This window comes from uncultured Campylobacter sp. (genome assembly GCF_938039205.1).
GTDB lineage: Bacteria > Campylobacterota > Campylobacteria > Campylobacterales > Campylobacteraceae > Campylobacter_A.
In genome coordinates this window covers 47,251-70,103 of sequence record NZ_CALHVM010000058.1, presented here as the reverse complement: position 1 = coordinate 70,103, position 22,853 = coordinate 47,251, and the positions used below count along the sequence as shown (strand labels likewise).

Below are 22,853 nucleotides of genomic sequence, written 5' to 3'. Positions count from 1 at the left end.
GATTTTATAAATTTGGGTGCTTAAATTTGACGCCTAGGCTTTCTTTTCGTTAAACACATACGAGATCACGAAAACGATCAAACAAACGGGCGCGAACGCAAATGCAAACGCCACGCTCCAGCCGGCGGCACGCTCGCCCCAAAAATACCCCGCCGCGAGGCATGCCAAAAACCCGCCGTAAAAAGCGCCGAGCGATAAATTTTCTACCGTAAAAAGTAGCAAACTAAGATTTGGATTTTTTACAAAAAGCTTGCTTAGCTTAAAATTTTTATACCTTTTGAGCAGATACCAAAGCAGCGCGCAAGCCAAAATCGCAAATATTGCCGCAAAAACGGCAATCCTTAGCGCGCCCTCAAAAGGCAAAACCGCCAAAATCAAAGCCGCCGCCCACCAAGCGAGTAAAAAAACCATCGGCACCGCTAGCAAATATCTCGCCGCTCTGTGAAATTTATACCTTTGCTCTGCATCCATCGGTCTTAAGTCTCTTAAATTTTTTAATAAAATTCATCTTAGAGAATTTAGCGTCTCTCTATATCTCTACCGCCCAAATAATATTTTTCCAGCGGATAATTTAAATTCCCGCAGTTATCAAATTTAAAACCTTTTCCTATTCCCGCTACAGCATTTTTTCTCTCTTTATAGTATTTCTTGATAATATTAAAATTTTTTATTGTATCGCACAGATACTCCGAATGGTTAAATTGCATATAATTGCCGTTAAATATAGCAAATTTATCAAGGAACAAAGTGCCTGTAGTGTCTTTATCACCACCACCGATCCTAATTATCGGCCTATCAAGCCCCAGACTTACGCCATCCGGAGATATTTTTAGATATTTTTTAGGATCGGTTTTTTTAGCCTTTAGCTCTTTCATCAGTATCTCCTCGGTCGTTTTTCCCTCTTGATAATATTTTTCTAATACTTCAAAACAATTCGATAAGTTTATATTTTCTAGTTCGTAGTATGCAACTTCGTATTTGCTAGACCAAAGGCTACCATAGGTTTTCAACCTATAAGCATCGATCATTTGGTATAATTTCACATTATTATCTAAATATGCTCCTCCCACTTTTTTATACAACTCCTCTTTGGGCAAAATTCTGTTTTCTTTGAGGCAGTATCCCTGCTTGTATTTGTCGTAGTCGGAAAGGGAAACTATCGCAAAACCTCGCGAGGTGGAGTAATCGGGGATTATACGGATAAATGCGGCGCCAAGTATCGCCGCTAGAAGTAGCGCCGTGGCTATGATTTTAAATTTATATTTGCGAAATTTCATCATGATCCTTTAGACGCCAAAGCGAGCAAAAACCTCGCCGCGCGAAATTACGTCCATTATTTCGCGCCTCTCAAATTTGGGCCAAATTTTAGCTAGACTCGTCAAAATGCCCAAATTTTACTCAAAATTTAGAGCAAAATTTTACTTCTTTATCTTCGAGTATATCCCGCCCAAAATGTCGTTTTGATAGATAAAAAGCGTGCGCTTTAGCCACGCAGCGTCCTTTTTAGCGGCGATGCGCTTGATAGCCGATAGGTCGCCGTCTGGTCTGTTTATACCTCGCTGCGTCGTGAAAAACGCCTCGTAACCCGCCCTCCTAGCTAGACGCATCAAATTTTCGTCGTATTTGCCGCGCGGCCAGCACAAAATTTTATCCTCGACGCCCAAATTTGCGAGCATAAACTCGCGGCACCGAGCGAAATTTTCCTCAGGCGGGAGCGCGCCGAAATACTCGTCAAAATGCGTATGCGTATGCGAGTGAAAGTCAAAAACGTCCCGCATCGCAGCTATCTCGTTAAGACTCAAAAATACGTCCTGCGGGCGCTGGGGCGCTGCTTTTTTGTATTCGGAGTGAGTTAGCTCGATAAACTCGCCCCGCCGCATGCTCGCGCGCTCTATCCACTGCGTCACTAAAAATATCGTCGCCCGTAGCCCAAACTTGCGCAAGACCTGGTAGGCGTAAACGTAATTATCCTTCCAGCCGTCGTCAAAGGTGATGAGGACGCTTTTTTTGGGCACGGCTAGCTCGCCCTTTTTGTAGGCGATAAATTCGCTCATCGTAAGCGTTTTGTAGCCCGCCTCTGCCAAAAACCGCATCTGCGAGGCAAAATCCTCCGCGCTAGAGGCGATAAATCCACCCTTTTTTAAAACGTGATGATACATCAAAACGCTAACGCTCAACGCCGCCTCCTTTAGCTCCCGCCCGCGAATTTGCCGCCAGTAAGACGAAAAATCCTAGCATATAAAACATATAAAGTATGCGTAAATTTATCGCCTCAAACAGCCCGCGCACGCCGAAATAACACGCAAGCGAGATAAAAATCGCCGCAAAAAGCAGCTCGCGCGAGCGTAAAAAATGCCTAAACGAATACGCCAAGAGAGAGATGAAACCGCCCAGTAGCAGCGCCGTACCGACCGCACCGTAGTAGTAGTAGTGCCCGATAAAAAACGGCTCGTCGTTAAACCAGTACCGCTCGCCGCTCGGCCTCGTCTGCATCATCGAGATCTGCGCGCCTTTGTCCGCCTCGTCGCGCAAAAAGGCGTCGTACTGCTCCTTGCCGTGCCCAAGCCCCATTAGCGCGCGCGGACTCGCAAAAAGCAGCGGCAAGCGCTCCTTTAAGATTAGGTCGCGACCCGAGCTAAAGCTAAGCCCCGCAAGGCGCTCTCTCATGCTCTCGTTTTGGAGATTTGCCTCGCTCACTATCCCGATCTGGAAAAATTTATACATCGCCGTGGGTGAGCTCAAAACCGCCGCCGACGCGCCCGCTACGCAAACGGCAAAAATAACGGCAAAGAGTTTAATTTTACGCTTCGCCTCGCCGCCTAAGATATACAAACAAAAACCAAATAAAACAAAACAAACCAGCATCGCGCCCCAGCTGCCCCTAACGCCGCTCAAAATATCAAGCCCCACGGCCGCAAAGCAGAGCAAAGCAACCAAAATCCGCGCCCATACCCGCCTAAAGATAAAAACTCCCGCAAGCGCAAAAGGCAAAAATCTATCCACGTAGTCCGCATATGCTCGGCGCACGACCCGCGCGTCAAATTCGCCCGCGCTGCCAAGCCTCTCAAACTCGCTAAAAAGCGGCGCGGCATAGTAGATACTAATAACCGCAAAGGCCGCTATCAGCGCGTAAAAAAAGGCCTTTGACTGAGCGGTCTCGCCGTTTGCCGCGACGTAAACGATGAGCAAAAAAGCAAATCCGCGCCCAAACTCGCCCGCAGCGTTGCCCAGCGAATCAAACTGCGGCGCGTAGGGAAAGGCCGAGATCAAAAACGCGTAAAAAGTAAATGTAATAAGACAAAACGCTGGCACGCGAGAGATGCTGAAATTTCCCCCGACTCTTGCGGCAAATCGCGTCCTATCCGTGAAATAAAGACAGATCGCGCAAACAAGCGCGAGGTAAAGCGAGATATTTTTCGCCGCCGTCATGCGCGGGATATGCTCGCAGGCGATAAAAACGCAAACGAGGTATAAGGCGGCGTTTTGCAAGCGGTTTTGTAGCTTCGTCATTTTCTCCCTTAATTTTAAAACGCCCATTATAACGATAAAATCATTAAAATCCAGTAAGCGGTTTTTGGCTAAATTTTACTCGCAATCGCTCAAAAACCGGCCGTAAATTTATAAATTTATGCTAAATTTAGGCTAAATTCTATAAATAATAAAGGTCTAAATTTTGATATATTTTCTCATATATTTACTGATTTACCCATATCTTTTTGCGATGAAAAAGCTAAAATTTAAAGGCGAAAAAGGCAAAATTTTACTCATACAAACCGCTAAAATCGGCGACTACGCAAACTCGGCCGTGATCTTTGAAAAGCTGGGCAAATTTGACGTGCTCATCGACGAGATAAACCTAGCCTTCGCAAAACACGACAGCCGAATAGAAAAAATATTTACGATAAACGACGTAAGGCGTAAAAAGGCCTCAAAACTAGGGCTCACGCTAGATCTTTTTTTGCGCAACTACGAGAGCGTCTACGTGCTGATGCCAAATAGCCTAAACCTCTTTTTGGCACGCTGCACGCTAGCTAAAAACATCGTCGCCGTGCATCACTACGCGGTATCTAGCGACTTTGCCCTGCTGGCGCTCGGTATGAAAAAAGTGCCGCATACCCTGCAAGACCTCACGCTGCTAACCTACCTAAAAACGCTGGACGAGAGCGAGCTAAAATATGAAAAATGCTTGCAAAAACCGCTCGTTGTTCCGCGCGAAAATATCGTAAAAAGCGGCAAATTTAAGATCGGCGTGAGCCTAAGCGCGGGTAATAAAATGAAAACGCCGCCAAAACATACTTGGGAAAAAATCTTTGAAATTTTCGCTAAATTTGACTGCGAGGTTTATATTTTCGGTGTCGGCGAGGAGGCGGTGCTGTTACAAAACCTACTCGCGCAAAATACGGACGAAAAGCGGGCAGAAAATCCCAACGACCTACAAATTTGCGCGGATTTGGCTAGCGATACGAGCGAAATTTACGGCAGCCCTGAAAATATAAACGGCAAGCAATCAAAGGCTCAAATTTGCAGCAAAAATAGCACTAACGACGGGTCAAATTTTAGCTCGCAAATCTGCGATACTTACGTAAAAAGATTCGGCGAAAACGAGCTAAAAATCATCTCTTTAATAGGTAAAATCAAGCTTGAGGAGCTGCCGTTTTATCTCTCGCAGATGCAGCTTTACGCGAGCTCGGACACGGGCAACTACTACGTCGCAGATAGCGTGCGCACGCCCACGATCTGCCTGATGGGGCCTTGTTTTGCCAGCGAGCAAAGAGGCGTCGCCGACTCGCTCGTGATAAACTCACATCTGCCGCCCATTAGCTCCGTGTTTAAAACCGTGCGGGGTATCGACGCGAGCGCGTTTTTCGAGCTTAGCGACCAAAACCTCGCAGACATCGAGGCCTTCGTCAAAGTTCGCTATATATCCTATCTATCCCGCGAAGATAATTTTCTATGCTAAATGCCTTTATAACGGCATCGTCGGGGCTTTTTGAGGCTGGCTTACGCAAGCTCTCAAAGCAGGCTAAAAGCGCATCCGAGCTTCTTTGAACTATAAAAAAATCTTGCTTTTTTGAGGAGGTTTCATAAATCTCCCTTATGACGGCGATATCCGAATACACCACGCCAAGCCCGCAGCCAAGCGCCTCGATGACGACTCTAGGTAGCCCCTCGTCGCTGGAAAATCCAAGCACGTAGTCGCACGCCGCGTAAATCTCGTCCATCTTTGAAACAAAGCCCAAGTACTCGGCCTTGCCCGATTTTATCAGCGCGTCAAATTTGGCTTTCGCCCCCGCTTTTAGCTCGCCTCCGCCTGCGAAATAAACCTTTATATCGCTTCTTTTTAGTCCCGCAAGTGCGTCAAAAACTAGCTCGTGCCCCTTTAGCGTCAAGAAATTTGCGGGCATTACGATATTTATTTTTTCGGCGTCAAATTTGGCTTTTAGGGTGGCGCTTTTATCGTCGCCGCTATTTTTTAAATTTGACCGAGAATGGCTCAAATTTTCATCCGTCTCAGACTTTTCCCGCCTTAAAACAGGCGCCTCCACGGGGTTATAAACAACGTTTTTGGTCATTTTTATCTGCGCGGCGTAAAATTCGTAAGTCGCGTTTGAAACGCAAACGGGCGTAAATTTTAGCCGCTTTAAAATCTCAAGCTTAAAGGGCTCGACGGCCGAGTTTTTACGCAGGTGTTGCACTACCGCGATATTTAGGGCGTTTGCGGCGGCGATATAGGCGAGATTGGTTGAAAAGTGATTATTTAGATGAAGGATATCGGGCTGCACCTGCCGTAGCAGGCAAAGTGCATAGTCGTAGTCTTTTTTGTAGAGGTATTTTGCTAAAATTTGCCCGCCCAGAGCGCGCAAAAGCTCTTTTTTTAGCTTTGAGGGCTGCTTTTTGGACTCAAATTTTATAAATTTAGCCCCGGCTTCTTCGATAATTTGCGAGATATTGCGTCCGCCCGCCTCGTAATCAGTCTCAAAAAACACACATAGCTCGTATTTTTGCTGCGCGGCAAGCCCCCGCAAAAGATACAAAAAACTCTTCGTCCCGCCGCCGTATTCGCGCCCCGTATCGACGAACAAAATCTTTTTCAAATCATTTCCTTTAGCATCCCCCAGACCTCATCCGCCCCTATTTGCAGCATGCACTCCTGAAATTTGCAGTTTTTGCCGACGCAAGGCGAACAGGTGCGCGGCTTTTTGATAAATTTATGGATATTTTCGTCAAAATCCGGATTTGAGTTCACGGGCGAAGCGACGGCAAAAAGCCCGATCGTAGGCGTTTTTAGCGCGGCTGCGACGTGCAGCGGGCCGGTATCGGGCGTGACAAGCACGTCAAGCCTGGCTATGAGCGCGGCAGCCTCTCGCAGACTAAATTTACCCGCCGCATCTATCACGTGCGCGCTTCTTAACTCCTCGTCTAACTGCGCAGTCATCGCTCGCTCGGCGGGACTGCCCGTTAGCACGATGACGGCGTCCGTGCGCTCCAAAATAATTCCCGCCAGCTCCCGCCAACGCTGCCAAAACCACTGCCTGGAAACCGTGCTAGCCCCCATCTGAAAGCCGATAAATTTGCGTTTGCCGTCTTTTTTTAGCATTTCATCGACACGGGCGAAATCCTCATCGCACAGATACAAATTTAGCCTCGTATCGCGACTTTCGATGCCCACGAATTTAAGCTGCTCGAGGCGGTTTAGCACGACGTACCTCTCATCTCCGTAAGGCTCGGGCGTGTTTGAGTGAAAGGGGCTAAATTTACTGCCCGCGTTTGGTAGTTTAAAGACGTATTTGGCTCCACAAAGAACAGCTAGAGGCGTAGCTTGCGGCTCGTTTGAGTGTAGGATAAAAACTATGTCGGGTTTTATCTTTTTTAGTTGCGACAAGGCGCGCAAAAAACCGCCTTTTTTGCCGTCATAAAGCAAAATTTCATCGATATTCGGATCGGTTTTAAAAAGCGGCGCGGTAGATGGATTTAGCAAGGCGACCGTGCGAACGTGCGGGAAATTTTGCCTAAAGACGCGAAAAACGGGCGTGTTAAAAATCGTGTCGCCAAGCGCGGTGTTGCTAAAAAAACAGACCGTTTGTATGGGCTGCGTAACCAGCTGCGTTTTGCGCACACTTTTAAAGCGCAAAATGAGCCGCGCCGCGCTCTCAAAGAGCCTCATACATCGCTTCCGTCTGCGCTACCATCGTCTCTATCGAGAAGTTTCGCACGATAAATTCCCTCGCGTTCGCGCTAAATTTCGTCCGAAGCGCCGCGTCTTCTATCAGCGTTTTTAAGGCCGCTTTGAGCGATTCTTTGTCGCCGTTTTTAAACAAAAGCCCCGTTTCACCGCTACTTATCGCCTCGCCGATACCGCCCGCGTCGCTACCGATACAAGGCACCCCGCACGACTGCGCCTCAAGCAGCGCCGTACCCAGCGCCTCCATCTTTGATGGTAGCACGAAAACGTCAAAACTACCCAAAAACTCGCTCACGTCGGTGCGCGAGCCTAGCATGTAGATGTTTGGCGTTTTTATTTTTTTTAGATTTTCTTCCTGCGGACCGTCGCCGACCACGACCAGAGCGGTATTTGGTAGATTTAGCTCGCTAAAAGCTTCAAATAAAAGCTGATGATTTTTCGCTGCGCGCAAAACCGCCACGATACCGACTACGGCGCAGCCCGAGCTCAAATTTAGCTCCGCTTTTATATTTTTAGTAAAATTTGGATTAAACCGCGCCGTATCCACGCCCGTGTAGATAACGTCTATCAAATTTTCCCGCACGCCCTGCGAGACTAGCTGGTTTTTTACGGCGTTTGAGACGGCTACGATTTTGTCGTTTACATTATAGCTAAATGCCGATCTAATCGGCGTTTGCAGGTGTCTAGTGCGCACCACTTTAGCGCCCGTTAGCTTTGCGACGATCGCGCCGATGTTGCCGTCCTTGCCAGAGTGCGTGGCGATGATAGAGATATTTTTTTCGCGCACGAAACGGCAAATTTTAAAAATTTCAAAAATATTATAAACCTTACTTAGGTTAAATTCTATAAACTCACAATCAATCGGCTTTTCAAAGCTTTTTGAGCCAGGATTTAGCGCGTAAAATACCTTAAATTTATCCTTATTTAGCCCGTTTATGACGCGCTGCGTGCGGTGCTCCTGCCCGCCGAATCCTAGCGAGCTTTCAAGCTCCAGGATGTTGATTTTATCTGTTTTTTTCATATATTTTTGACCGCCTCGTAGATTTCCCCGTCCGCGACGTCCTGCGCCCTTTTGCTTGCGCTTTGCAGCACGGCACACTCCGCGCCGCCGTAAATGGGAGCCCAGCGAGCGGCGTCCGTTTTGCCAAGCACTAGCACCGTTTTTATGCCAAGCGCCGGAGCTAGATGCGCTACGCCGCCGTCAAGCGTGAGGACGAATTTAGCCACCCGGATATAGCCTGCAAGTTCGTCTAGGCTCGCAGTCGAGGCAAACTCCACGCCCGCCTCTCGCGCTACTTTTTCGCCAAATTTTACATCCTCTGCGCTAACGGCGACGCGTCCGAAATTTTGCTTTAAAAATCCCAAAATCCGTAAAATTTTAGCCTTGTCCATGCGGTTTTGCTCCACCCTCGAGGATACGTGAAAAAATACAAAATCCTTAAATTTCTCGCTTTTAAAGCTAGGTACATAAAGCGTCTTTTCTCCGTCAAATTTCGCTCCAAGCGGCGCTACTAGCTCGCAGCAAAGTAGCGCCTCGTGAGGAGGCAGATTAAAGTTTAGTTTATGCGTTATTAACGAACCGCCCTCGTTTTGCTTTGCTGCGCCTATCGTCGTTTTAGCTCCGGCGGCTCTGGCAAATATCGCAGCAGAGGGCGAATAAGCGCTTCTAAAAATCACGGTTGCATCATATTTTTCGCGGCGAATTTGAAGCAAAATTTTACATTTTCCCCAAAACGCCCGTACTTTTGCCGCCAGCCCTTTTACGTGCTTTGGTTTAGTGTAGATATAGATTTTATTTAAAAATGGATTGCCGCGAACGACGCATGCGTTTAGGCTGTTTACCACGATATCTATCTGTGCGCACGGATGAGCCTTTCGCAGCGCTTCAATCGCTGGCGTCGTGCAGATGAGATCGCCGATGTTATCGTTTCTAACGAGCAAAATTTTCACGATTTTCCTTTTTTTGCGCGATTATACCTATTTTACGCTTATACTTATTTACGCCCTCATCCTTCGCACGTCTGGCATAACCTAAAATTCATCAAAAAACTTATAAAATAGCGCTAAATTTTAAAAGGCGAACATGAAAAAAATAGTATTTTTAAGGCTCGATCCGGGCGCTATCGGCGGGGCGCAGAGGTATCTCTCGCGGCTCGTTAAAGCGCTAAAAGACTCGGGCGTTGCGTGCGAGACGCGCGGATTTAACGGCAGCAAAAAGCTAAGCTCATGGATCAAAGCCCTACGTTTTAACGCGCAAGCAAAGCGGCAAAAGGGCGTGGACGAGATCTATTTTAGCCTTGAGCGCATCACCTGCGCCGACATCTACCGCGCGGGCGACGGCGTGCATAAAGTCTATATGAAAACCAAGCCTTTTTGGTTTGTAAACCCCCTAAATTTCGTCATTCCCTACCTTGAAAAGCGCACTTTTAAAAATGCCAAAAAAATCATCGCCAACTCAAATTTCATAAAGCGTCAAATTTGCGAGACCTACGCCGTCGCCCCTGAAAAGATCGCAGTCGTCTATAACGGCGTAAATTTGCCTATGCGCGTACAAAAAGGCTCGGCAAAGCTCGCTCTTTGTGAGGAATTCGGACTTGATTTTCACCTACCGACGCTGCTGTTTGTGGGAAGCGGCTTTAAACGCAAGGGCGCGGATGAGTTTTTACGCATCGCGGCTCGCCTTAAAACCCGCGTAAACTGCCTGATCGTCGGCCGCGATAAAAACGCCGCTCGCTACAAAAATCTAGCCAAGGAACTAGGCCTAAACGCCGTATTTACGGGCGCGCAAAAAAGCGCGGCGAGATTTTATGAAGGTAGCGAGCTGTTTTTGTTCCCGACGGCGTACGAGCCGTTTTCAAACGTCGTTTTAGAGGCGCTTAGCTACGGCTGCGTCGCTATCACGACCGCTCAAAACGGCGCGGCGGAGATACTACCGGGGGAGTTTGTGATGAGCTCGCCGCAAGACTACGACATCTGCGCTCTGATCGATGAAATCCTAAACGACGACGAGCGGCTAGCAATGCTGCAAGAGCGAAATTTGGCGCTTGCTAGCGAGTTTAGCATCGAAAAAAACGCGAGCGCGACGCTGGAGATCATACGTGCGAATCTTGATTGAGCTGCCGACCTGGCTGGGCGACGCCGTGATGGCGAGCGCCGCGGTAGAGGCCGTCGCAAAGCACGCGGCGGTTGGCGCGGGAAATTTGACGGGCAAATTCAAGGACCCAGGCGAGCGAGATTTTAGCTTTTCGTCGCAAAATTTCGGCTCCGTAACGCAAGAAATTCAAATTTTTAAAAACGATACGCCAAATTTGGACGGTAAATTTGAAGCCGACAGCGACGCAAATTTGACGGCGAGCGAGCAAGAAAATCAAAATCCAAAAAATTTGACCGATGAGCCCGTCAAAATCGTATTTTTCGGCTCGTTTGCGGCGTGCGAGCTTTTTAAAGCTCACCCAAACTGCGAACGCGTCATCGTGGATAACAGCAAAAAGGCTAAATTTAGGCTCTGGCGGCTATTTTGGCAGGCAAGAGAGCTTGGCAAATTTGATGCGGCGTTTAGTTTTAGAAGCTCGTTTGCGAGTAAAATTTTACTTTACGGGGCGCGGGCTGGGCAAAAATTTATTTTCCAAAAGAGCAACGATAGCGCGCATCAGGTGCAAAAATACCTAAAATTCGTCAAATCCGCATTGAATTTGAAACGAGCGGACGACGAGCTAAAGCTTTACTTTGAGCCGCGTAAATTTGACGCGCCCGTACTCGGGCTAAATCCCGGCGCTAGCTACGGAAGCGCCAAACGCTGGTATCCGGCCTACTTCGCGCAGGTGGCGCTGCATTTTAAAGACGAATTTAAGATTATGATTTTCGGCGGCGCGGGCGAGCGCGATATGTGCGAGCAGATCGAGCGAATTTTACGCGAAAATGGCGCGGATTGCGAAAATCTAGCGGGTAAAACGAGCGTGCGGAAGCTTTGTGAAAATATCGGCGGCATCGGGCAAAGCGGCGGGATATTTATCACGAACGACAGCGGTCCGATGCATATCGCCGCAGCCTACAAGACGCCTACGATCGCGCTTTTTGGGCCGACGAGATTTACGCAGACCTGTCCGTGGCGCAACGAAAACGCCCGCATCCTGCACCTAAATTTAGAGTGCATGCCCTGCATGGAGCGCGTCTGCCCGCTAAAAACCCACGCCTGCATGAAAGATCTCTCGCCGCAAGCCGTCATCCAAACGATCGAGCGAGAATTTCTCGCCGAAGCGACAAAAAACTAGAAATTTTAGTGCGCGGCTTTTCTCAAACGGCCGCAAATCAGCAAAAGCCCCGTCGCGCATAATGTTTTTGCAAACGGAGTGCGACCAAATTTAACGCACCCAAAGCACGCACTTGAGATAGCGCAAGGCGGCTTAATCAAGGCAAATCTTACTGTTCCGATTTTAGCGCACTTAGGATTGCGCCGCATTTTTTAGCCGTCAAGAGAAGTGCGGGCAGATCAAAATTTGTGCCGTCTATAGTATCTCGCACACCGCAAAATCCCGACTCACGAAACAACCTCAACCGCGTAAATATCGTCAAATTTAACCCTCGTCTTTACTACCGTTAAGCTTTTATCCATCAAATTTACGTTTGAGACCAGCCCCTCTATACTCACGTAGCCCTGTCCGTCGTGGTATGTGATTTTTACTTTGTCGGCGGGCTTTAGTTTGCTTATTTTATTTAGGATCTCTTCTATCTTAGACTCGTCTAGGTCTAGCTTTTCGCTCTTTTCTCGCTCCTGCGCTTTTAGGGCTTTTTCTAGGGTCGATAGGGGATTAAACGAGCTAAAGATCTTGGCTCTATCTTTATTCACCGCTTTTGTGGCCTCCTATCTTTTTGTTTCTATCTCGTCCGGTGGCCTCCGGTAGCAGGTCGATAGCCCTTAGGATGGAGTTTTTGCCGTATTTTTCTTTTATCTTGTTTAGTGTTTTTAGCACCGTTTTTTCTTTTGCGTTTTCTTCTTCAAAGAGGCTTTTTTCGGTTTTGCTTTCCTTTACGACGTCGTTTGCCGATATGCCAATTTGCCTGATGAGGCCTGCGTTTTTTATCTTTTTTAGATACAGCTCTTGTGCTGCATCCATGAGTACGCTAGCGATATTGCTAGGCGTTTTAAACCTTACCGTGGCCCTTTGCGCAGGTTCGTTTTTGTCGGCGAATTTGATGTTTATCGTGAGCCCGCTAGCCCGCACCTCCTCGTTTATCATCTTTAGAGCTAGCCTATCGGTCATCTCTTTTAGCACGATTAGAGCCTCTAGCCTCTCGTAGTCCCTAGGTAAAATTTCCGAGCTAAAGTATGATTTGGTCGATGGTTTATAAGCCTTGATATCAGCTATAGTGGTGGGCTCGATACCGTTTGCGTGATCTAGCGCGATATAGGCGTCGATACTAAACACTCTCTCAAGCAGGCTAAATGGGGCGTTTGCCATATCTTTCATGCAAAATATCCCGTATCGCTCAAGCTTTGCTCTAGTTTGCTTGCCTATGCGCCAAAAATCATTTAGCGGCTGATGCGTCCAGAGCTTTTCTTTATAGAGAGCTTCGTCTAAAAAGGCGATACCGTCCTCGCTGTGCTTAGCTAGGATATCAAGGGCTATTTTAGCCAGATACAAATTCGTCCCCATGCCGCAGGTCGGCGTTACGCCCGTGGTTTTTAGGATGTCGTCCATTATCATCTTTGCCATAGCTCTAGCTTCTAGTTTATAAAATTTTAGATACGAGGTGAGATCGATAAAGGCCTCGTCGATGGAGTAGACGTAGATGTCCTCTTTGGCGACGTATTTTAGGTAGATGCCGTAAATTTTAGCCGCGTAGTCTATGTAAAATTGCATCCTGGGCGGCGCGATTATATATTTGATATTTTTAGGGATTTCAAACAGCCTACATCTGTTTTTTACGCCAAGAGCTTTGAGGGCTGGGCTAACGGCTAGACAGACGCTGCCTTCGCCCCTGCTAGAGTCTGCGACGACTAAATTTGCCTCAAATGGATCAAGCCCTCGCTCAACGCACTCGACCGAGGCGTAGAAGGATTTTAGATCGATGACGGCGTAGGCGGGAGTTTGGGTTTTCATGGGTAGTTAAATTTGCTTGCGCGCTAGGCGGAGTTAGAGAGCGGCTAGGCGAGCCGAATTTGACTCCGCCGCCGCAAATGATTTTAAATTTAGCCTAAAACGCATCGTCGATAGCTTGACAGATGATATGCCCTATCATGATATGCATCTCTTGGATGCGCGGCGTATCGTTTGACGGCACGACCAAATTTAGCTCGCAAAGCTCGTTCATAGCGCCTCCCGTGCGGCCGCTTAGACCGATGGTTTTGATACCGATTTTTCGCGCGAGCTCGAGCGCTTTTACGACGTTGCCGCTGTTTCCGCTAGTAGAGATCGCGATGAGCAGATCGCCCTCGCGGCCCAGAGCTTCTAGCTGACGCGAGAAAACAAACTCATATCCGTAGTCGTTGCCGATCGCCGTGAGCGCGGAAGTATCGGTCGTTAGAGCTATGCCAGCTAGCGCGCCACGCTCGGTTTTATAGCGACCCGTTAGTTCGGCTGCGATGTGCTGCGCGTCTGCAGCACTTCCGCCGTTTCCGCAAAGTAAAATTTTACCGCCCGCCTTTAGCGTCGCTACCGCCGTTTCGCAGGCTTTTTTGATATCCGCTTCCAGCGCAAAGGTCGCCTTGATAGTGGCTAGATGTCCCTCTAGCTCGCTTTTTATCATATCTTCAGTTTTCATTTTTTATCCTTTTTATCGTCGCGCTCGTGCTTTTGCCCGCTACGAACTCCACTAGCCGCACGTCTTTTACGGCGTTGCTGCCGACGACTTCTTTACCTTCGTAGTCCGCGCCCTTGACGAGCACATCCGGACGCAGCTTTTCGATCAAATTTAGAGGCGTTAGCTCGTCAAATATCGTCACGTAATCAACCGCCCCAAGCGCCGCCAGCACGGTAGCGCGGTCAGTCTGCGAATTTACGGGGCGAGTGTCGCCCTTTAGCGCGCGCACCGAGGCGTCGGAGTTTAGCCCGACGACTAGTATATCGCCGAATTCCCGCGCTTTAGCCAGATAGCTCACATGTCCCGCGTGCAGGATATCAAAGCAGCCGTTTGTAAAAACTAGCCGTTTTTCGCCGCGATTTGCCAGCGTCGCGGCTAGTTCGTCCGCGCTTTTGATTTTCTCCTCAAAGCCGGCAGCGTTTTTACGGCGCACGAGTTCGTTTATCTCCTCAAAGCTAGCAGTGGCCGAGCCGACCTTAGCCACGACGACCGCAGCGGCTAAATTTGCCGTCTCGATCGCCTTTTTGATACTCTCTCCCGCACCCAGCATCACGCCAAGCGTCGCTAGCACCGTATCTCCCGCACCAGTTACGTCAAAGACCTCTTTTGCCAGAGCGGGAAATTTAACCGCCTGCCCGTCCTCCAAAAGCGCGATACCCTCCTCTGAAATCGTGATTAGCGAATGGGTCAAATTTAACTCGTTTTTTAGTAAATTTAGCGCGGTAAAAAGCTGCTCGTCGTTTTCTATCTTAAATCCCACGGCCTCGCCCGCTTCTTTTTTATTAGGCGTTAGTAGCGTAGCACCCTTATACTTCGAGTAGTCCGCGCCTTTTGGATCAATTAGCACCGGTTTGCCAGCATCCGCGCAGGCTTTTATGAGCTTTTGGCACAGCGTAGGCGTCAGCACGCCCTTGCCATAGTCAGATAGCAGCGCGACGTCGTAGCCCTCTAGCGAGCGGGCGAAATTTGCCGCCAGCTCGTCCTCGCACGTTACGGCTTCGACGCTTTCTTTATCGATACGCACGACTTGCTGATGCGTCGCCATCACGCGGCTTTTTATCGAGCTCGTGCGCCCTTTTTCTCTTTTTATAAACTCAGCCCTAGCGCCCTGCTCGCGCAAGATCCGCTCGATCTCGTCGCCCGTCTCGTCGTCTCCGAGCACGCTCATGACGCCGACTTTCGCGCCTAAAGAAAGCAAATTTAGCACTACGTTGCCCGCTCCGCCTAGGCGTTTGGTTTCGTTTTTTATCTTTACTACTTGCACGGGAGCTTCGGGCGAGATGCGCTCGCAGCTGCCCCAGATGTAGTGATCGAGCATCAGATCGCCCACGACTAAAGCACGTACTTCACGCATTTATCTCTTCCTCGTATATCCTTTTTATCTCGGCTACGTAGTCTTTTATGCCCTCTTCTAGGCTAAATTTAGGCTCATATCCCAGCGCCTTTTTGGTCGGCTCGATATCTGCTTGCGTATGGAACTGATAGGAGCGCGCGTACGGGTTTGGGATGTATTCGCAAGGCAAATTTGACCCCAGCTCGCGCTGTAAGATATCCACGATCTCTTGGAAGCTTCTTGCCGTGCCAGTCGCCGCGTTATACACGCCGCTAGCAGCGTTTAGAGCGAGCATATTTGCCTGCACGATGTCTTTTATATAGACGAAGTCGCGCTTGATTTTGTCGCTGCCTTCAAAGAGGCGCGGGTTTTTTCCGCTCAAAATTTGCAGACCAAACTGCAACACCATCGAGGCGGTTTTGTTTTTATAAAACTCCCTAGCACCATAAACGTTAAAGTATCTCAGCCCCACGACCGCGACGCCTCTTTTAGCGTATTTTCGCCCTAGATCGTCCATTTTTAGCTTTGAAAACCCGTAAACGTTATTTGGCGCTTCGCATTCGCCCACTCTTTGCGGGCTTTTTGCGTTGCCGTACGTGGCTCCGGAGCTTGCATATATCATCCTGGCATTCGTTTTTTCGCAGATATCTAGCAGGTCTTTAAAGCTATTTAGATTCGTCCTCATTAGCTCGCCTTGCTCGGTTACCGTGGTATCCGAGATCGCCGCCTCGTGAAATATCGCGTCAGGGGCGAATTTCTCGATCATGGCTAGCGTTTTAGCGCAGTTTATGTCGCCCTCGTAAATTTCGCCCGAAAAGCCGAGCAAATTTTTAAAATGCCCGAAGCTTTTTAAGTTGCCGTTGCTAAATTTCTCGTCGCTTCTAAATTTATCCACGGCGAGCACTTCTACGTCTTTTAAATTTTCATCGAAATAATGCGCCAAATTTGAGCCGATGAAGCCCGCTGCGCCCGTTATCACGACCTTTTTTATATCTTTCATATTTTTCCTTCTTTTTTTAAAAACTCTAGCGCCTCAGCCACGCTTTTTAGCCGGTCGTCCAGCTTTAAATTTATCCCGACGCCGGCACTCTGCCCCGCCTGCATGTCGCTATCCTTGTCGCCTATCATGATTGAGCGCGCAAGGTCGATATTTAGCTCGTTTGCGGCATTTAGCAGCATGCCTGGCTTTGGTTTACGGCAAAGGCAATTAGCCTCCGGCGCGTGCGGACAAAAGTAAATTTTCTCTATCTTTACACCCTCTTTTTCAAACTCGCCCAGCATAAACCCGCAAAGCTCGTCAAACTGCTCTAGCGTGTAGTAGCCTCGCCCGATGCCTGATTGATTCGTCACCACGACTAGCGCGTAGCCAGCCTTGGCAAACTCTCTCAAAGCGGCGAAAATACCCTCTTTAAAAACGAAATCCTCGCACCTATAAACATAGCCCACATCCTCGTTTATCACGCCGTCGCGATCGAGAAATAGCGCCTTTTTGGACGCCGTTTTAAACCCTGTTTTATCCATGCCTAAAATTATACAAAAAAAAGCTAAATTTAAATGAAAATCGCCGTCCGCGCCGCAGTATAAACTAATATAAAAAAATAATGTAAAATTTAGCTTTTAAGACTATAATACGCATACAATTTTATCAAAAAGGATTGAAAATGAAAAAGCTTATCATTGTTTCAGGTGCAGCCGCATTGCTAGCGGGTAGCCTATTTGCCGCTGACGGCGCAACACTTTACAAAAAATGCGCAGCCTGTCACGGAGCCAAAGCTGAAAAAATGTATCTAAACAAAGTTCCTGCACTTAGCACGCTTTCAAAAGAAGAGATCGCCGAGAGCCTAAAAGGCTATAAAGCAGGCACTCTAGATAAATTTAAAAGCGCAGCTATGATGAAACCTATCGCAAAACCACTTAGCGACGACGACATCGCAGCTCTATCAGATTACATCCCTACTCTAAAATAACCCTTTTCGGCGGAGTTTTTCCGCCGATTTTTTCTCTGCTTTTTATTTCGCGCTTCATTTTAGTAACTTTTTTATCAAATTTCTTTTCTTTTAAGCTTTTAGGGCTATAATCTCGTCTAAATTTCTATCAAAAAGGATGAAAGATGAAAATCTATCACATTGCAACCGCCGTTTTGGCGCTAAATTTATCTCTACTTGCGGCCGACGGCGCAGCTATTTACAAAAAATGCTCAGCCTGTCACGGCGAAAAAGCGGACGTAAAATACGCAAACAAAGTGCCTGCGCTAACTAGCATTAGCAAAGAAGACCGCATAAAAGCGCTACAAAGCTACAAAGACGGCTCAAACAACAACTTCGGCATGGGCAAGGTCATGCAACTACACGCCAAAAACCTAAGCGACGAGGATATGGCGGCGGTTAGCGAGTATATCGATAGCTTAAAATAATCTTTACGAGTAGATTTCAAACGATCTCTGCAAAAATCTCAAAAATCCCGCGACTGGCTCAAATTTGACTTTAAATTTGAGCTTTTGCCACTATTTAGAAAGAATAATTTTAATAGGCGCAAAGGCTCGCAAAATTTGAGTCAAATTTGACGCCGCTACACAACCAAACCCTTGAATGAAATTTAACCCTCGCTCACCGATTTTAGCCGCACAAACGTCAAATTTGCCGTAGTCGCACTGACTAGATCGATTTTAAGCCACTTTTTAAAATTTTCACTCAGATTTGCTACCTTATAGAGTAGTTTTAAAGCGGCAAATTTAGCTCCAAATTTGCTCTGCTTCAAATTCTTGCGCAAATTTATCCGCTCAAATTTAAACCCACTATCCGTCAAATTTGCCCGCACGATTTCTGCTAAATTTAAACAAAAATACTCACTCAGGCGACTTATAGCCCTTTTCTTTACGACGCAGTTCCAGCTCATAGGCGTCGTTTAGCGCGTCTTCGTCGTCAAATTTCGTCCCGTCCAAAAACTTTCGCTCGTCGTCAAACTGCCTGGTTTTGAGCCCCCACAGCAGCGCCGCCAGTCCGCATGCGCCTAGCAGCGTCGAGACCCCGATCATCATCGCCACGACCGCCCCGCTCATCGCTCGCTCCTAGCCCGCATCGCGTTTAGCACGACCGCGACCGAGCTTAGCGACATCGATAGCGCGGCCACTGCCGGCGCTACGTAGCCGGCCATAGCTAACGGTATCGTCACGGCGTTATAAACGAGCGAAAAGGCCAAATTTTGCCGCACGATGCAGTAGGTTTTGCGCGCGAGCGCTACAGCAGCCGCTAGCGAGGCTGGGTCATCTCTCATTAGCACGACGTCGCTTTTTGCGATACTCACGGCCGCTCCGCTGCCCATGCACACGGCCACGCTTGAGAGCGCTAGCGCGGCGGCGTCGTTGATCCCGTCGCCTATCATCAGCACGTTTCGCCCCTGCTGCGCAACTCTCTCTACGTAGGCGGCCTTGTCCGTAGGCAGAGCGTTTGCGACCGTTCCCTCGATGCCAAGCCCCTCTGCTACGCGCTTTGCGGCGTATTCGTTATCGCCCGTTAGCATCGCTACGCGCATACCGGCGTTTTTTAGCGCGGCTACGCACTCTTTGGCGCCATCTTTTAGGCTCTCTTCTAGCTCAAATACCGCCGCGATCTGCCCGCCCTCGGCAAAAAAATAACAAGTGCCACGCACGGCTTCGCCGTTATAAAGCCCAAGCTCGCGCATAAATTTTTCGTTCCCGCCCGCTAGATTTATGCCGCCAAATTTAGCCTGCGTGCCGCGTGCTGCGATATTTTCAAAGCCGCCTAACTCTAAAAGTTTTAAATCCTTAAAATTTGCGCGCAGGTACTCGCCGACGGCGCGACTAACGGGATGATCCGAGCCGCTAACCAGCGAAAAAAGCGCGCTTGCGTCAAATTTGCCAGCGTGCGTAAATTTACTCACCTTAAGCCGCCCCGACGTGAGCGTGCCGGTCTTATCAAACACGGCCGTATCGCATTTGGCGAGGCTTTCGATGATGCGCGTTTCTTTAAAAAGTATCCCGCGCCTAAAGCCCGCTCCAAGCGCAACGAGCGTGCTAACGGGCGTAGCAAGCCCCAGCGCGCAGGGGCACGAGATCACCACGACCGAGATCGCGACGATGAGCGCGGCGGAGAGCTCGCCCGTTCGCCAGAACCAAAACGCAAACGTAGCTAGAGCCAGCGCCGTGATAGCAGCCGAAAACCTAGCCGCGATAGCGTCTGCGAGCGCCTGAATACGCGGCTTTTTGGCTGCGGCGGTTTCGAGCAGATTTATGATACGCGCCAGCACCGACTCGCTAAACACGGCGCCGACCTCATAAACCAGCGTACCGTCCACGCACACAGAGCCGCTTTTTATCTCGTTTTCGCCCTCTTTCGCGCTCAGATACGCGGGCGCGCTCTCGCCGCTAAGGCTAGATAGATCAAAGCTCGCCGCGCCGCTGATAACGATGCCGTCTAGCAGCACGCGCTCGCCAGCTCTCACGACCACGAGCTCGCCCACCCTCACCTCCTGCGCGCTTTTTAGAGTTATTTCGTCGCCGTTTTTGACGCTAACTGAGTTTAAATTTAGCGAGTTTAGATTATCGAGCGTGTCGGCGGCTTTTTTCTTGCTTAAAATTTCCAGATATTTGCCGATAAATACGAAAGTGATTATCATCACAACCGAGTCAAAATACACCTCTCCTTGCCGCGAAAACATCGAGTATATCGAGAAAATATAAGCTGCTAGCGTGCCCGTAACGATGAGGCTATCCATATTTTGCGTTTTGTTTTTTAGTGCCGCCCAAGCGCCCCTAAAAAACCCGCTTCCCGTATAAAAAAGCACCGGCGTAGCGAGGATAAATTCGGCGAAATTTATGATAGAGCGCACGTCGGCGCGCATGCCCGTGAAGTAGCCGCCGTACTGCGCGACGGCCAGCCACATGATGTTCATCGTGCAAAAAATGCCCACCAGCAGCCTCGCGTAAAACTCGCGCTTTTGCAGAGCGAGCCTGTGCTCCTGAGCCTGCGCGTCGTATGGGTAGGGCTCAAAGCCGATGGAGCGGACGAGGGCGAAAATTTGGGCCAAATTTATCTCTTTTTCGTCCCAGACGATGAGGGCTTTGTTATTAACCGAGTTTATATTTACCTCTAAAATTCCCTTCTGTGCAAATAAAACCTTCTCGTTTAGCCAGATACAAGCCGAGCAGTGGATACCCTCGATGATGAGCGAGATTTTATTAAATCCGTTCTCGTTTTTGACGTAGTTTTGATAAACAGCCGCGAGGTCCTCTTGCGACTTTTGCGCCGCGTTTTTTGCGCCCCGGGCAGGATTTAGCGTAGTTTTACCAAGCCTTTCGTAAAACTCACCTAGCCCGCTTGCGTTAAGTATCTCGTAAACTCCCGCGCACCCCTCGCAGCAAAACAGCTCCCCGCCGCGTTCTATCAGCGCCTCGCGCTCAAATTCGCCCCTACAATGCGCGCACTTAAATTTACCCATCGATTACTTTTTTCTTTCGTTTTAAGATTTTAGATTATACGCAAAATTTCTAAAGCCTCGCTTGATTTTGCTAGCTTTGGCGCGGATTTCGCTTGCGTCCGAATTTGACGACGAATTTGATAGATTTTGCTCGCGTCAAAATACCCCCATAAATTTGGCCGAGACTAGCACCTTGAAAACGCTGGCAAACTTACGAGAGAGTTTTTAATGCTTGCAAATTTCAGCCTCGAATTTTACAAAGAATTTTTACCCATAACCGCTCTTTGAAAACTTGTAGTAATATAAATGGCATCTTGAGCGCCAAATTTACTACTTTCGCTCTCTTTTTATTAAGCGGGCTATTATGATTATAAAAAGTATTTCGGCTAAAAATATGCCAAGCCCTTGGGCGATAACAGCATTTTCCGGCTGAGCCCCAACCGTAAACGGTAGTACCGCACCCAAAATAAGCGCCAAAATAATCGTCGCAACGGTAGGCAAAAATAAATCTATGAAAAATTTTGAAATTTCGTCAAAGCAACTTAGTCGTCTATAAATCACCGCGCACACGCTGCTAAAAAATATCCAAAAACCGACTAAATAAGCGATATTTAACTGAAGCCAATCGAGCGGATCGCTCAGATCGCCGAGAGGATCGGCGTCTCCTGCCGGATTATACTCTGTAAAAAGCGCAAGCTCCACCGCGCTAGTCGTAAGCCCGTAGATACTCATAAAGCAAAAACTCATCGAAAACGCACAAGTCAAAATTTTTAAAAATACCATTTTTTCTCGCAATTAGATTAAATTTTACACTCCGGCTTTATATTTTTAAGCCGCAGGATTATAGCACATTAAAACGTCCTAGGCGCTACCGATTTGTCCCTCCCTCAACCATCACGCAAACTCCCTATCTATCACGATAAAAATTTTATATCCCGGAAAGCTTAGCGAGATCTCGCGTTCGATCTGGGCGCGTAGTCGGACGAGGTTTTTCTCGGCAAAATCGACCACCACGTCAAACCTCACGCTCTTTTTCTTGGTATCGATAAAAAACGCGTGAAATCCGCGCACGCTGCTAAAGCGCGAGAGCAGATTTGCCACGCAGGCGCGACTCTCGTCCTGCCCCAAATTCACGCTATAAACGCCAAAAACCAGATATATCCTGTAAATTTTATAGATTTCGATTTGAAGCTCGTTTAGCCTCTGCGAAACCTCGCTAAGGGGCAAATGCTCGTCTATCTCGACGTTAACCGAGCCCACGTATCGCTGCGCGCCGTAGTTGTGAAGGATCAAATCGTATGCACCGCGCACGATCTCGCAGCGATTTACGGCGGCGTAAATTTCGTCGCTGATCTCTTTTTCGACGCGCTGGCCGATGATTTTATCAAAAGTTTCTTTTATCAAAAATACGCCGTTTACGATAATAAAAAGCGACGCCAAAGCGCCAGCGTAGCCGTCTATCTGGATGTCGGCGAAGTATGAAAGCCCAGCCGAAACCAAAATCACGCACGAGATGATCGCATCGCCCAAAGCTTCCTGCCCGACGGCTCTAAGCGAGATAGATTTGGTCTGTTTGCCGATCTTTTTGTAGTAAAAGCCGAGCGCAAATTTGACGAATATCGCGCAAAACAAAAACGCCAAAAACGGCATCGTAAAACTAGTAGGCTCTGGCGCAAAGATGTTTTCGACCGAAGTTTTTAAGAACTGAAATCCAAGCATCAGCACGATAACCGAAACGATGAGACCGCCGATATACTCGGTCCTGCCGTAGCCGTAGGGGTGGTCTTCGTCGGGCATTTTGCTAGCTAGTTTTGAGCCAAATATCGTGATAATACTTGAGCCCGCATCGCTAAGATTATTTACGGCGTCTGATATCAGCGCGACCGAGTTTGAAACCATGGCGATAAAAATTTTCGCCGCAGCTAAGAAAAAATTTGTAATTATACCGATAAGCGCGGTTTTTATGATCGTTTTTTCGCGCTTGCCGTCTTTAAAATCCATCATTTTGAGATTCCTTTTCATTTTTGGCGAGATTATATCACTTCTTGACATCAAAGCCAAAATTTTATAAAATGCGACTTTCAAAACTTCTTTTGAAAC

The 22,853-nt window shown here is 48.2% G+C and carries 24 protein-coding genes; 5 read left to right on the top strand and 19 right to left on the bottom strand.

The features are described from left to right. Window positions 1–33 precede the first annotated feature (33 nt). The 4 genes from Q0394_RS09340 to Q0394_RS09325 all read right to left on the bottom strand — a co-directional run bounded on the left by Q0394_RS09340 (window position 34) and on the right by Q0394_RS09325 (window position 3,510). Window positions 34–471: a hypothetical protein gene (locus Q0394_RS09340; RefSeq protein WP_298947075.1), complete on the bottom strand. Its 438-nt coding sequence runs from the start codon at window positions 469–471 to the stop codon at window positions 34–36. Window positions 472–518: 47 nt separating this feature from the next. After that, window positions 519–1,277 carry a hypothetical protein gene (locus Q0394_RS09335; protein ID WP_298947073.1) on the bottom strand — a complete coding sequence of 253 codons (759 nt, stop codon included), beginning with the start codon at window positions 1,275–1,277 and terminating at the stop codon, window positions 519–521. 141 nt (window positions 1,278–1,418) lie between these two features. Next, entirely contained in the window at window positions 1,419–2,177 is a 759-nt protein-coding gene (locus Q0394_RS09330) for a polysaccharide deacetylase family protein (protein WP_298947067.1), read from the bottom strand. Further along, complete coding sequence (locus Q0394_RS09325; protein WP_298947062.1) at window positions 2,167–3,510, bottom strand: hypothetical protein; 1,344 nt, start codon at window positions 3,508–3,510, stop codon at window positions 2,167–2,169. The genes Q0394_RS09330 and Q0394_RS09325 overlap by 11 nt, the downstream gene beginning before the upstream one ends. A 163-nt stretch (window positions 3,511–3,673) precedes the next feature. On the opposite strand from Q0394_RS09325, the gene Q0394_RS09320 reads away from it, so the two are divergent. Next, the gene (locus Q0394_RS09320; RefSeq protein ID WP_298947060.1) at window positions 3,674–4,960 is read left to right on the top strand and encodes a lipopolysaccharide heptosyltransferase family protein; all 1,287 of its coding nucleotides are present in this window, start codon (window positions 3,674–3,676) and stop codon (window positions 4,958–4,960) included. Here Q0394_RS09320 and Q0394_RS09315 read toward each other — a convergent pair. Genes Q0394_RS09315 through Q0394_RS09300 form a run of 4 tightly spaced genes read right to left on the bottom strand, consistent with a single transcriptional unit; the run spans window position 4,908 to window position 9,133 of the window. Further along, on the bottom strand, window positions 4,908–6,095 hold the full coding sequence (locus Q0394_RS09315) for a glycosyltransferase family 4 protein (protein ID WP_298947058.1): 1,188 nt from the start codon (window positions 6,093–6,095) through the stop codon (window positions 4,908–4,910). The two genes, Q0394_RS09320 and Q0394_RS09315, sit on opposite strands and share 53 nt — an antisense overlap. Beyond that, window positions 6,092–7,165 (bottom strand): glycosyltransferase family 9 protein, encoded by a 1,074-nt coding sequence (locus Q0394_RS09310; RefSeq protein ID WP_298947056.1) that lies wholly within the window; start codon window positions 7,163–7,165, stop codon window positions 6,092–6,094. Before Q0394_RS09310 ends, Q0394_RS09315 begins: the two co-directional genes overlap by 4 nt. Continuing rightward, the gene (locus tag Q0394_RS09305; protein ID WP_298947054.1) at window positions 7,152–8,204 is read right to left on the bottom strand and encodes a glycosyltransferase family 4 protein; all 1,053 of its coding nucleotides are present in this window, start codon (window positions 8,202–8,204) and stop codon (window positions 7,152–7,154) included. The genes Q0394_RS09310 and Q0394_RS09305 overlap by 14 nt, the downstream gene beginning before the upstream one ends. Beyond that, the gene (locus tag Q0394_RS09300) at window positions 8,201–9,133 is read right to left on the bottom strand and encodes a glycosyltransferase family 9 protein (protein ID WP_298947052.1); all 933 of its coding nucleotides are present in this window, start codon (window positions 9,131–9,133) and stop codon (window positions 8,201–8,203) included. Before Q0394_RS09300 ends, Q0394_RS09305 begins: the two co-directional genes overlap by 4 nt. 133 nt (window positions 9,134–9,266) lie before the next feature. On the opposite strand from Q0394_RS09300, the gene Q0394_RS09295 reads away from it, so the two are divergent. Together Q0394_RS09295 and Q0394_RS09290 are read left to right on the top strand one after the other, a co-directional pair. Then, window positions 9,267–10,298 carry a glycosyltransferase family 4 protein gene (locus Q0394_RS09295; RefSeq protein WP_298947050.1) on the top strand — a complete coding sequence of 344 codons (1,032 nt, stop codon included), beginning with the start codon at window positions 9,267–9,269 and terminating at the stop codon, window positions 10,296–10,298. After that, window positions 10,282–11,454, top strand: coding sequence for a glycosyltransferase family 9 protein (locus Q0394_RS09290; RefSeq protein WP_366115918.1), 1,173 nt, complete (start codon window positions 10,282–10,284; stop codon window positions 11,452–11,454). Before Q0394_RS09295 ends, Q0394_RS09290 begins: the two co-directional genes overlap by 17 nt. A gap of 266 nt (window positions 11,455–11,720) precedes the next feature. On the opposite strand, the gene Q0394_RS09285 is transcribed toward Q0394_RS09290, so the two are convergent. The 6 genes from Q0394_RS09285 to gmhB form a co-directional block, all read right to left on the bottom strand. Next, window positions 11,721–12,029 carry a YolD-like family protein gene (locus Q0394_RS09285; protein WP_122873410.1) on the bottom strand — a complete coding sequence of 103 codons (309 nt, stop codon included), beginning with the start codon at window positions 12,027–12,029 and terminating at the stop codon, window positions 11,721–11,723. After that, entirely contained in the window at window positions 12,022–13,284 is a 1,263-nt protein-coding gene (locus Q0394_RS09280; RefSeq protein WP_298947049.1) for a DNA repair protein, read from the bottom strand. Before Q0394_RS09280 ends, Q0394_RS09285 begins: the two co-directional genes overlap by 8 nt. A gap of 94 nt (window positions 13,285–13,378) precedes the next feature. After that, on the bottom strand, window positions 13,379–13,945 hold the full coding sequence (gene gmhA / locus Q0394_RS09275) for a D-sedoheptulose 7-phosphate isomerase (protein WP_009492810.1): 567 nt from the start codon (window positions 13,943–13,945) through the stop codon (window positions 13,379–13,381). Then, window positions 13,935–15,338, bottom strand: coding sequence for a D-glycero-beta-D-manno-heptose-7-phosphate kinase (gene rfaE1 / locus Q0394_RS09270; protein ID WP_298947048.1), 1,404 nt, complete (start codon window positions 15,336–15,338; stop codon window positions 13,935–13,937). Before rfaE1 ends, gmhA begins: the two co-directional genes overlap by 11 nt. Further along, entirely contained in the window at window positions 15,331–16,317 is a 987-nt protein-coding gene (rfaD, locus tag Q0394_RS09265; protein WP_298947047.1) for an ADP-glyceromanno-heptose 6-epimerase, read from the bottom strand. The genes rfaE1 and rfaD overlap by 8 nt, the downstream gene beginning before the upstream one ends. Beyond that, window positions 16,314–16,838 (bottom strand): D-glycero-beta-D-manno-heptose 1,7-bisphosphate 7-phosphatase, encoded by a 525-nt coding sequence (gmhB, locus tag Q0394_RS09260; RefSeq protein WP_298947045.1) that lies wholly within the window; start codon window positions 16,836–16,838, stop codon window positions 16,314–16,316. The genes rfaD and gmhB overlap by 4 nt, the downstream gene beginning before the upstream one ends. Window positions 16,839–16,978: 140 nt before the next feature. On the opposite strand from gmhB, the gene Q0394_RS09255 reads away from it, so the two are divergent. Both Q0394_RS09255 and Q0394_RS09250 read left to right on the top strand, forming a co-directional pair. Beyond that, window positions 16,979–17,284 (top strand): c-type cytochrome, encoded by a 306-nt coding sequence (locus Q0394_RS09255; protein ID WP_298947043.1) that lies wholly within the window; start codon window positions 16,979–16,981, stop codon window positions 17,282–17,284. Between the two features lie 143 nt (window positions 17,285–17,427). Continuing rightward, on the top strand, window positions 17,428–17,730 hold the full coding sequence (locus Q0394_RS09250; RefSeq protein WP_298947042.1) for a c-type cytochrome: 303 nt from the start codon (window positions 17,428–17,430) through the stop codon (window positions 17,728–17,730). Window positions 17,731–17,912: 182 nt separating this feature from the next. On the opposite strand, the gene Q0394_RS09245 is transcribed toward Q0394_RS09250, so the two are convergent. The 5 genes from Q0394_RS09245 to Q0394_RS09225 form a co-directional block, all read right to left on the bottom strand. Further along, on the bottom strand, window positions 17,913–18,212 hold the full coding sequence (locus Q0394_RS09245; RefSeq protein WP_298790627.1) for a hypothetical protein: 300 nt from the start codon (window positions 18,210–18,212) through the stop codon (window positions 17,913–17,915). After that, window positions 18,163–18,375: a cbb3-type cytochrome oxidase assembly protein CcoS gene (ccoS, locus tag Q0394_RS09240; protein WP_298790625.1), complete on the bottom strand. Its 213-nt coding sequence runs from the start codon at window positions 18,373–18,375 to the stop codon at window positions 18,163–18,165. The genes Q0394_RS09245 and ccoS overlap by 50 nt, the downstream gene beginning before the upstream one ends. Continuing rightward, complete coding sequence (locus Q0394_RS09235; protein ID WP_298790623.1) at window positions 18,372–20,774, bottom strand: heavy metal translocating P-type ATPase; 2,403 nt, start codon at window positions 20,772–20,774, stop codon at window positions 18,372–18,374. The genes ccoS and Q0394_RS09235 overlap by 4 nt, the downstream gene beginning before the upstream one ends. A 309-nt stretch (window positions 20,775–21,083) precedes the next feature. Beyond that, window positions 21,084–21,536, bottom strand: coding sequence for a hypothetical protein (locus tag Q0394_RS09230; protein ID WP_298947040.1), 453 nt, complete (start codon window positions 21,534–21,536; stop codon window positions 21,084–21,086). 111 nt (window positions 21,537–21,647) lie between these two features. Next, entirely contained in the window at window positions 21,648–22,757 is a 1,110-nt protein-coding gene (locus Q0394_RS09225) for a cation diffusion facilitator family transporter (RefSeq protein WP_298947037.1), read from the bottom strand. Window positions 22,758–22,853: the final 96 nt, after the last annotated feature.

Bases quoted from the DNA above. Each gene is read 5' to 3' on its own strand.
- Q0394_RS09305 (WP_298947054.1), bottom strand. From the start codon at position 8,204: ATGAAAAAAACAGATAAAATCAACATCCTGGAGCTTGAAAGCTCGCTA.
- Q0394_RS09245 (WP_298790627.1), bottom strand. From the start codon at position 18,212: ATGAGCTGGAACTGCGTCGTAAAGAAAAGGGCTATAAGTCGCCTGAGT.
- Q0394_RS09230 (WP_298947040.1), bottom strand. From the start codon at position 21,536: ATGGTATTTTTAAAAATTTTGACTTGTGCGTTTTCGATGAGTTTTTGC.
- gmhB (WP_298947045.1), bottom strand. From the start codon at position 16,838: ATGGATAAAACAGGGTTTAAAACGGCGTCCAAAAAGGCGCTATTTCTC.
- rfaD (WP_298947047.1), bottom strand. From the start codon at position 16,317: ATGAAAGATATAAAAAAGGTCGTGATAACGGGCGCAGCGGGCTTCATC.
- Q0394_RS09255 (WP_298947043.1), top strand. From the start codon at position 16,979: ATGAAAAAGCTTATCATTGTTTCAGGTGCAGCCGCATTGCTAGCGGGT.
- Q0394_RS09335 (WP_298947073.1), bottom strand. From the start codon at position 1,277: ATGAAATTTCGCAAATATAAATTTAAAATCATAGCCACGGCGCTACTT.
- Q0394_RS09250 (WP_298947042.1), top strand. From the start codon at position 17,428: ATGAAAATCTATCACATTGCAACCGCCGTTTTGGCGCTAAATTTATCT.
- Q0394_RS09225 (WP_298947037.1), bottom strand. From the start codon at position 22,757: ATGATGGATTTTAAAGACGGCAAGCGCGAAAAAACGATCATAAAAACC.
- Q0394_RS09310 (WP_298947056.1), bottom strand. From the start codon at position 7,165: ATGAGGCTCTTTGAGAGCGCGGCGCGGCTCATTTTGCGCTTTAAAAGT.
- rfaE1 (WP_298947048.1), bottom strand. From the start codon at position 15,338: ATGCGTGAAGTACGTGCTTTAGTCGTGGGCGATCTGATGCTCGATCAC.
- Q0394_RS09325 (WP_298947062.1), bottom strand. From the start codon at position 3,510: ATGACGAAGCTACAAAACCGCTTGCAAAACGCCGCCTTATACCTCGTT.
- gmhA (WP_009492810.1), bottom strand. From the start codon at position 13,945: ATGAAAACTGAAGATATGATAAAAAGCGAGCTAGAGGGACATCTAGCC.
- Q0394_RS09340 (WP_298947075.1), bottom strand. From the start codon at position 471: ATGGATGCAGAGCAAAGGTATAAATTTCACAGAGCGGCGAGATATTTG.
- Q0394_RS09235 (WP_298790623.1), bottom strand. From the start codon at position 20,774: ATGGGTAAATTTAAGTGCGCGCATTGTAGGGGCGAATTTGAGCGCGAG.
- Q0394_RS09295 (WP_298947050.1), top strand. From the start codon at position 9,267: ATGAAAAAAATAGTATTTTTAAGGCTCGATCCGGGCGCTATCGGCGGG.
- ccoS (WP_298790625.1), bottom strand. From the start codon at position 18,375: ATGAGCGGGGCGGTCGTGGCGATGATGATCGGGGTCTCGACGCTGCTA.
- Q0394_RS09280 (WP_298947049.1), bottom strand. From the start codon at position 13,284: ATGAAAACCCAAACTCCCGCCTACGCCGTCATCGATCTAAAATCCTTC.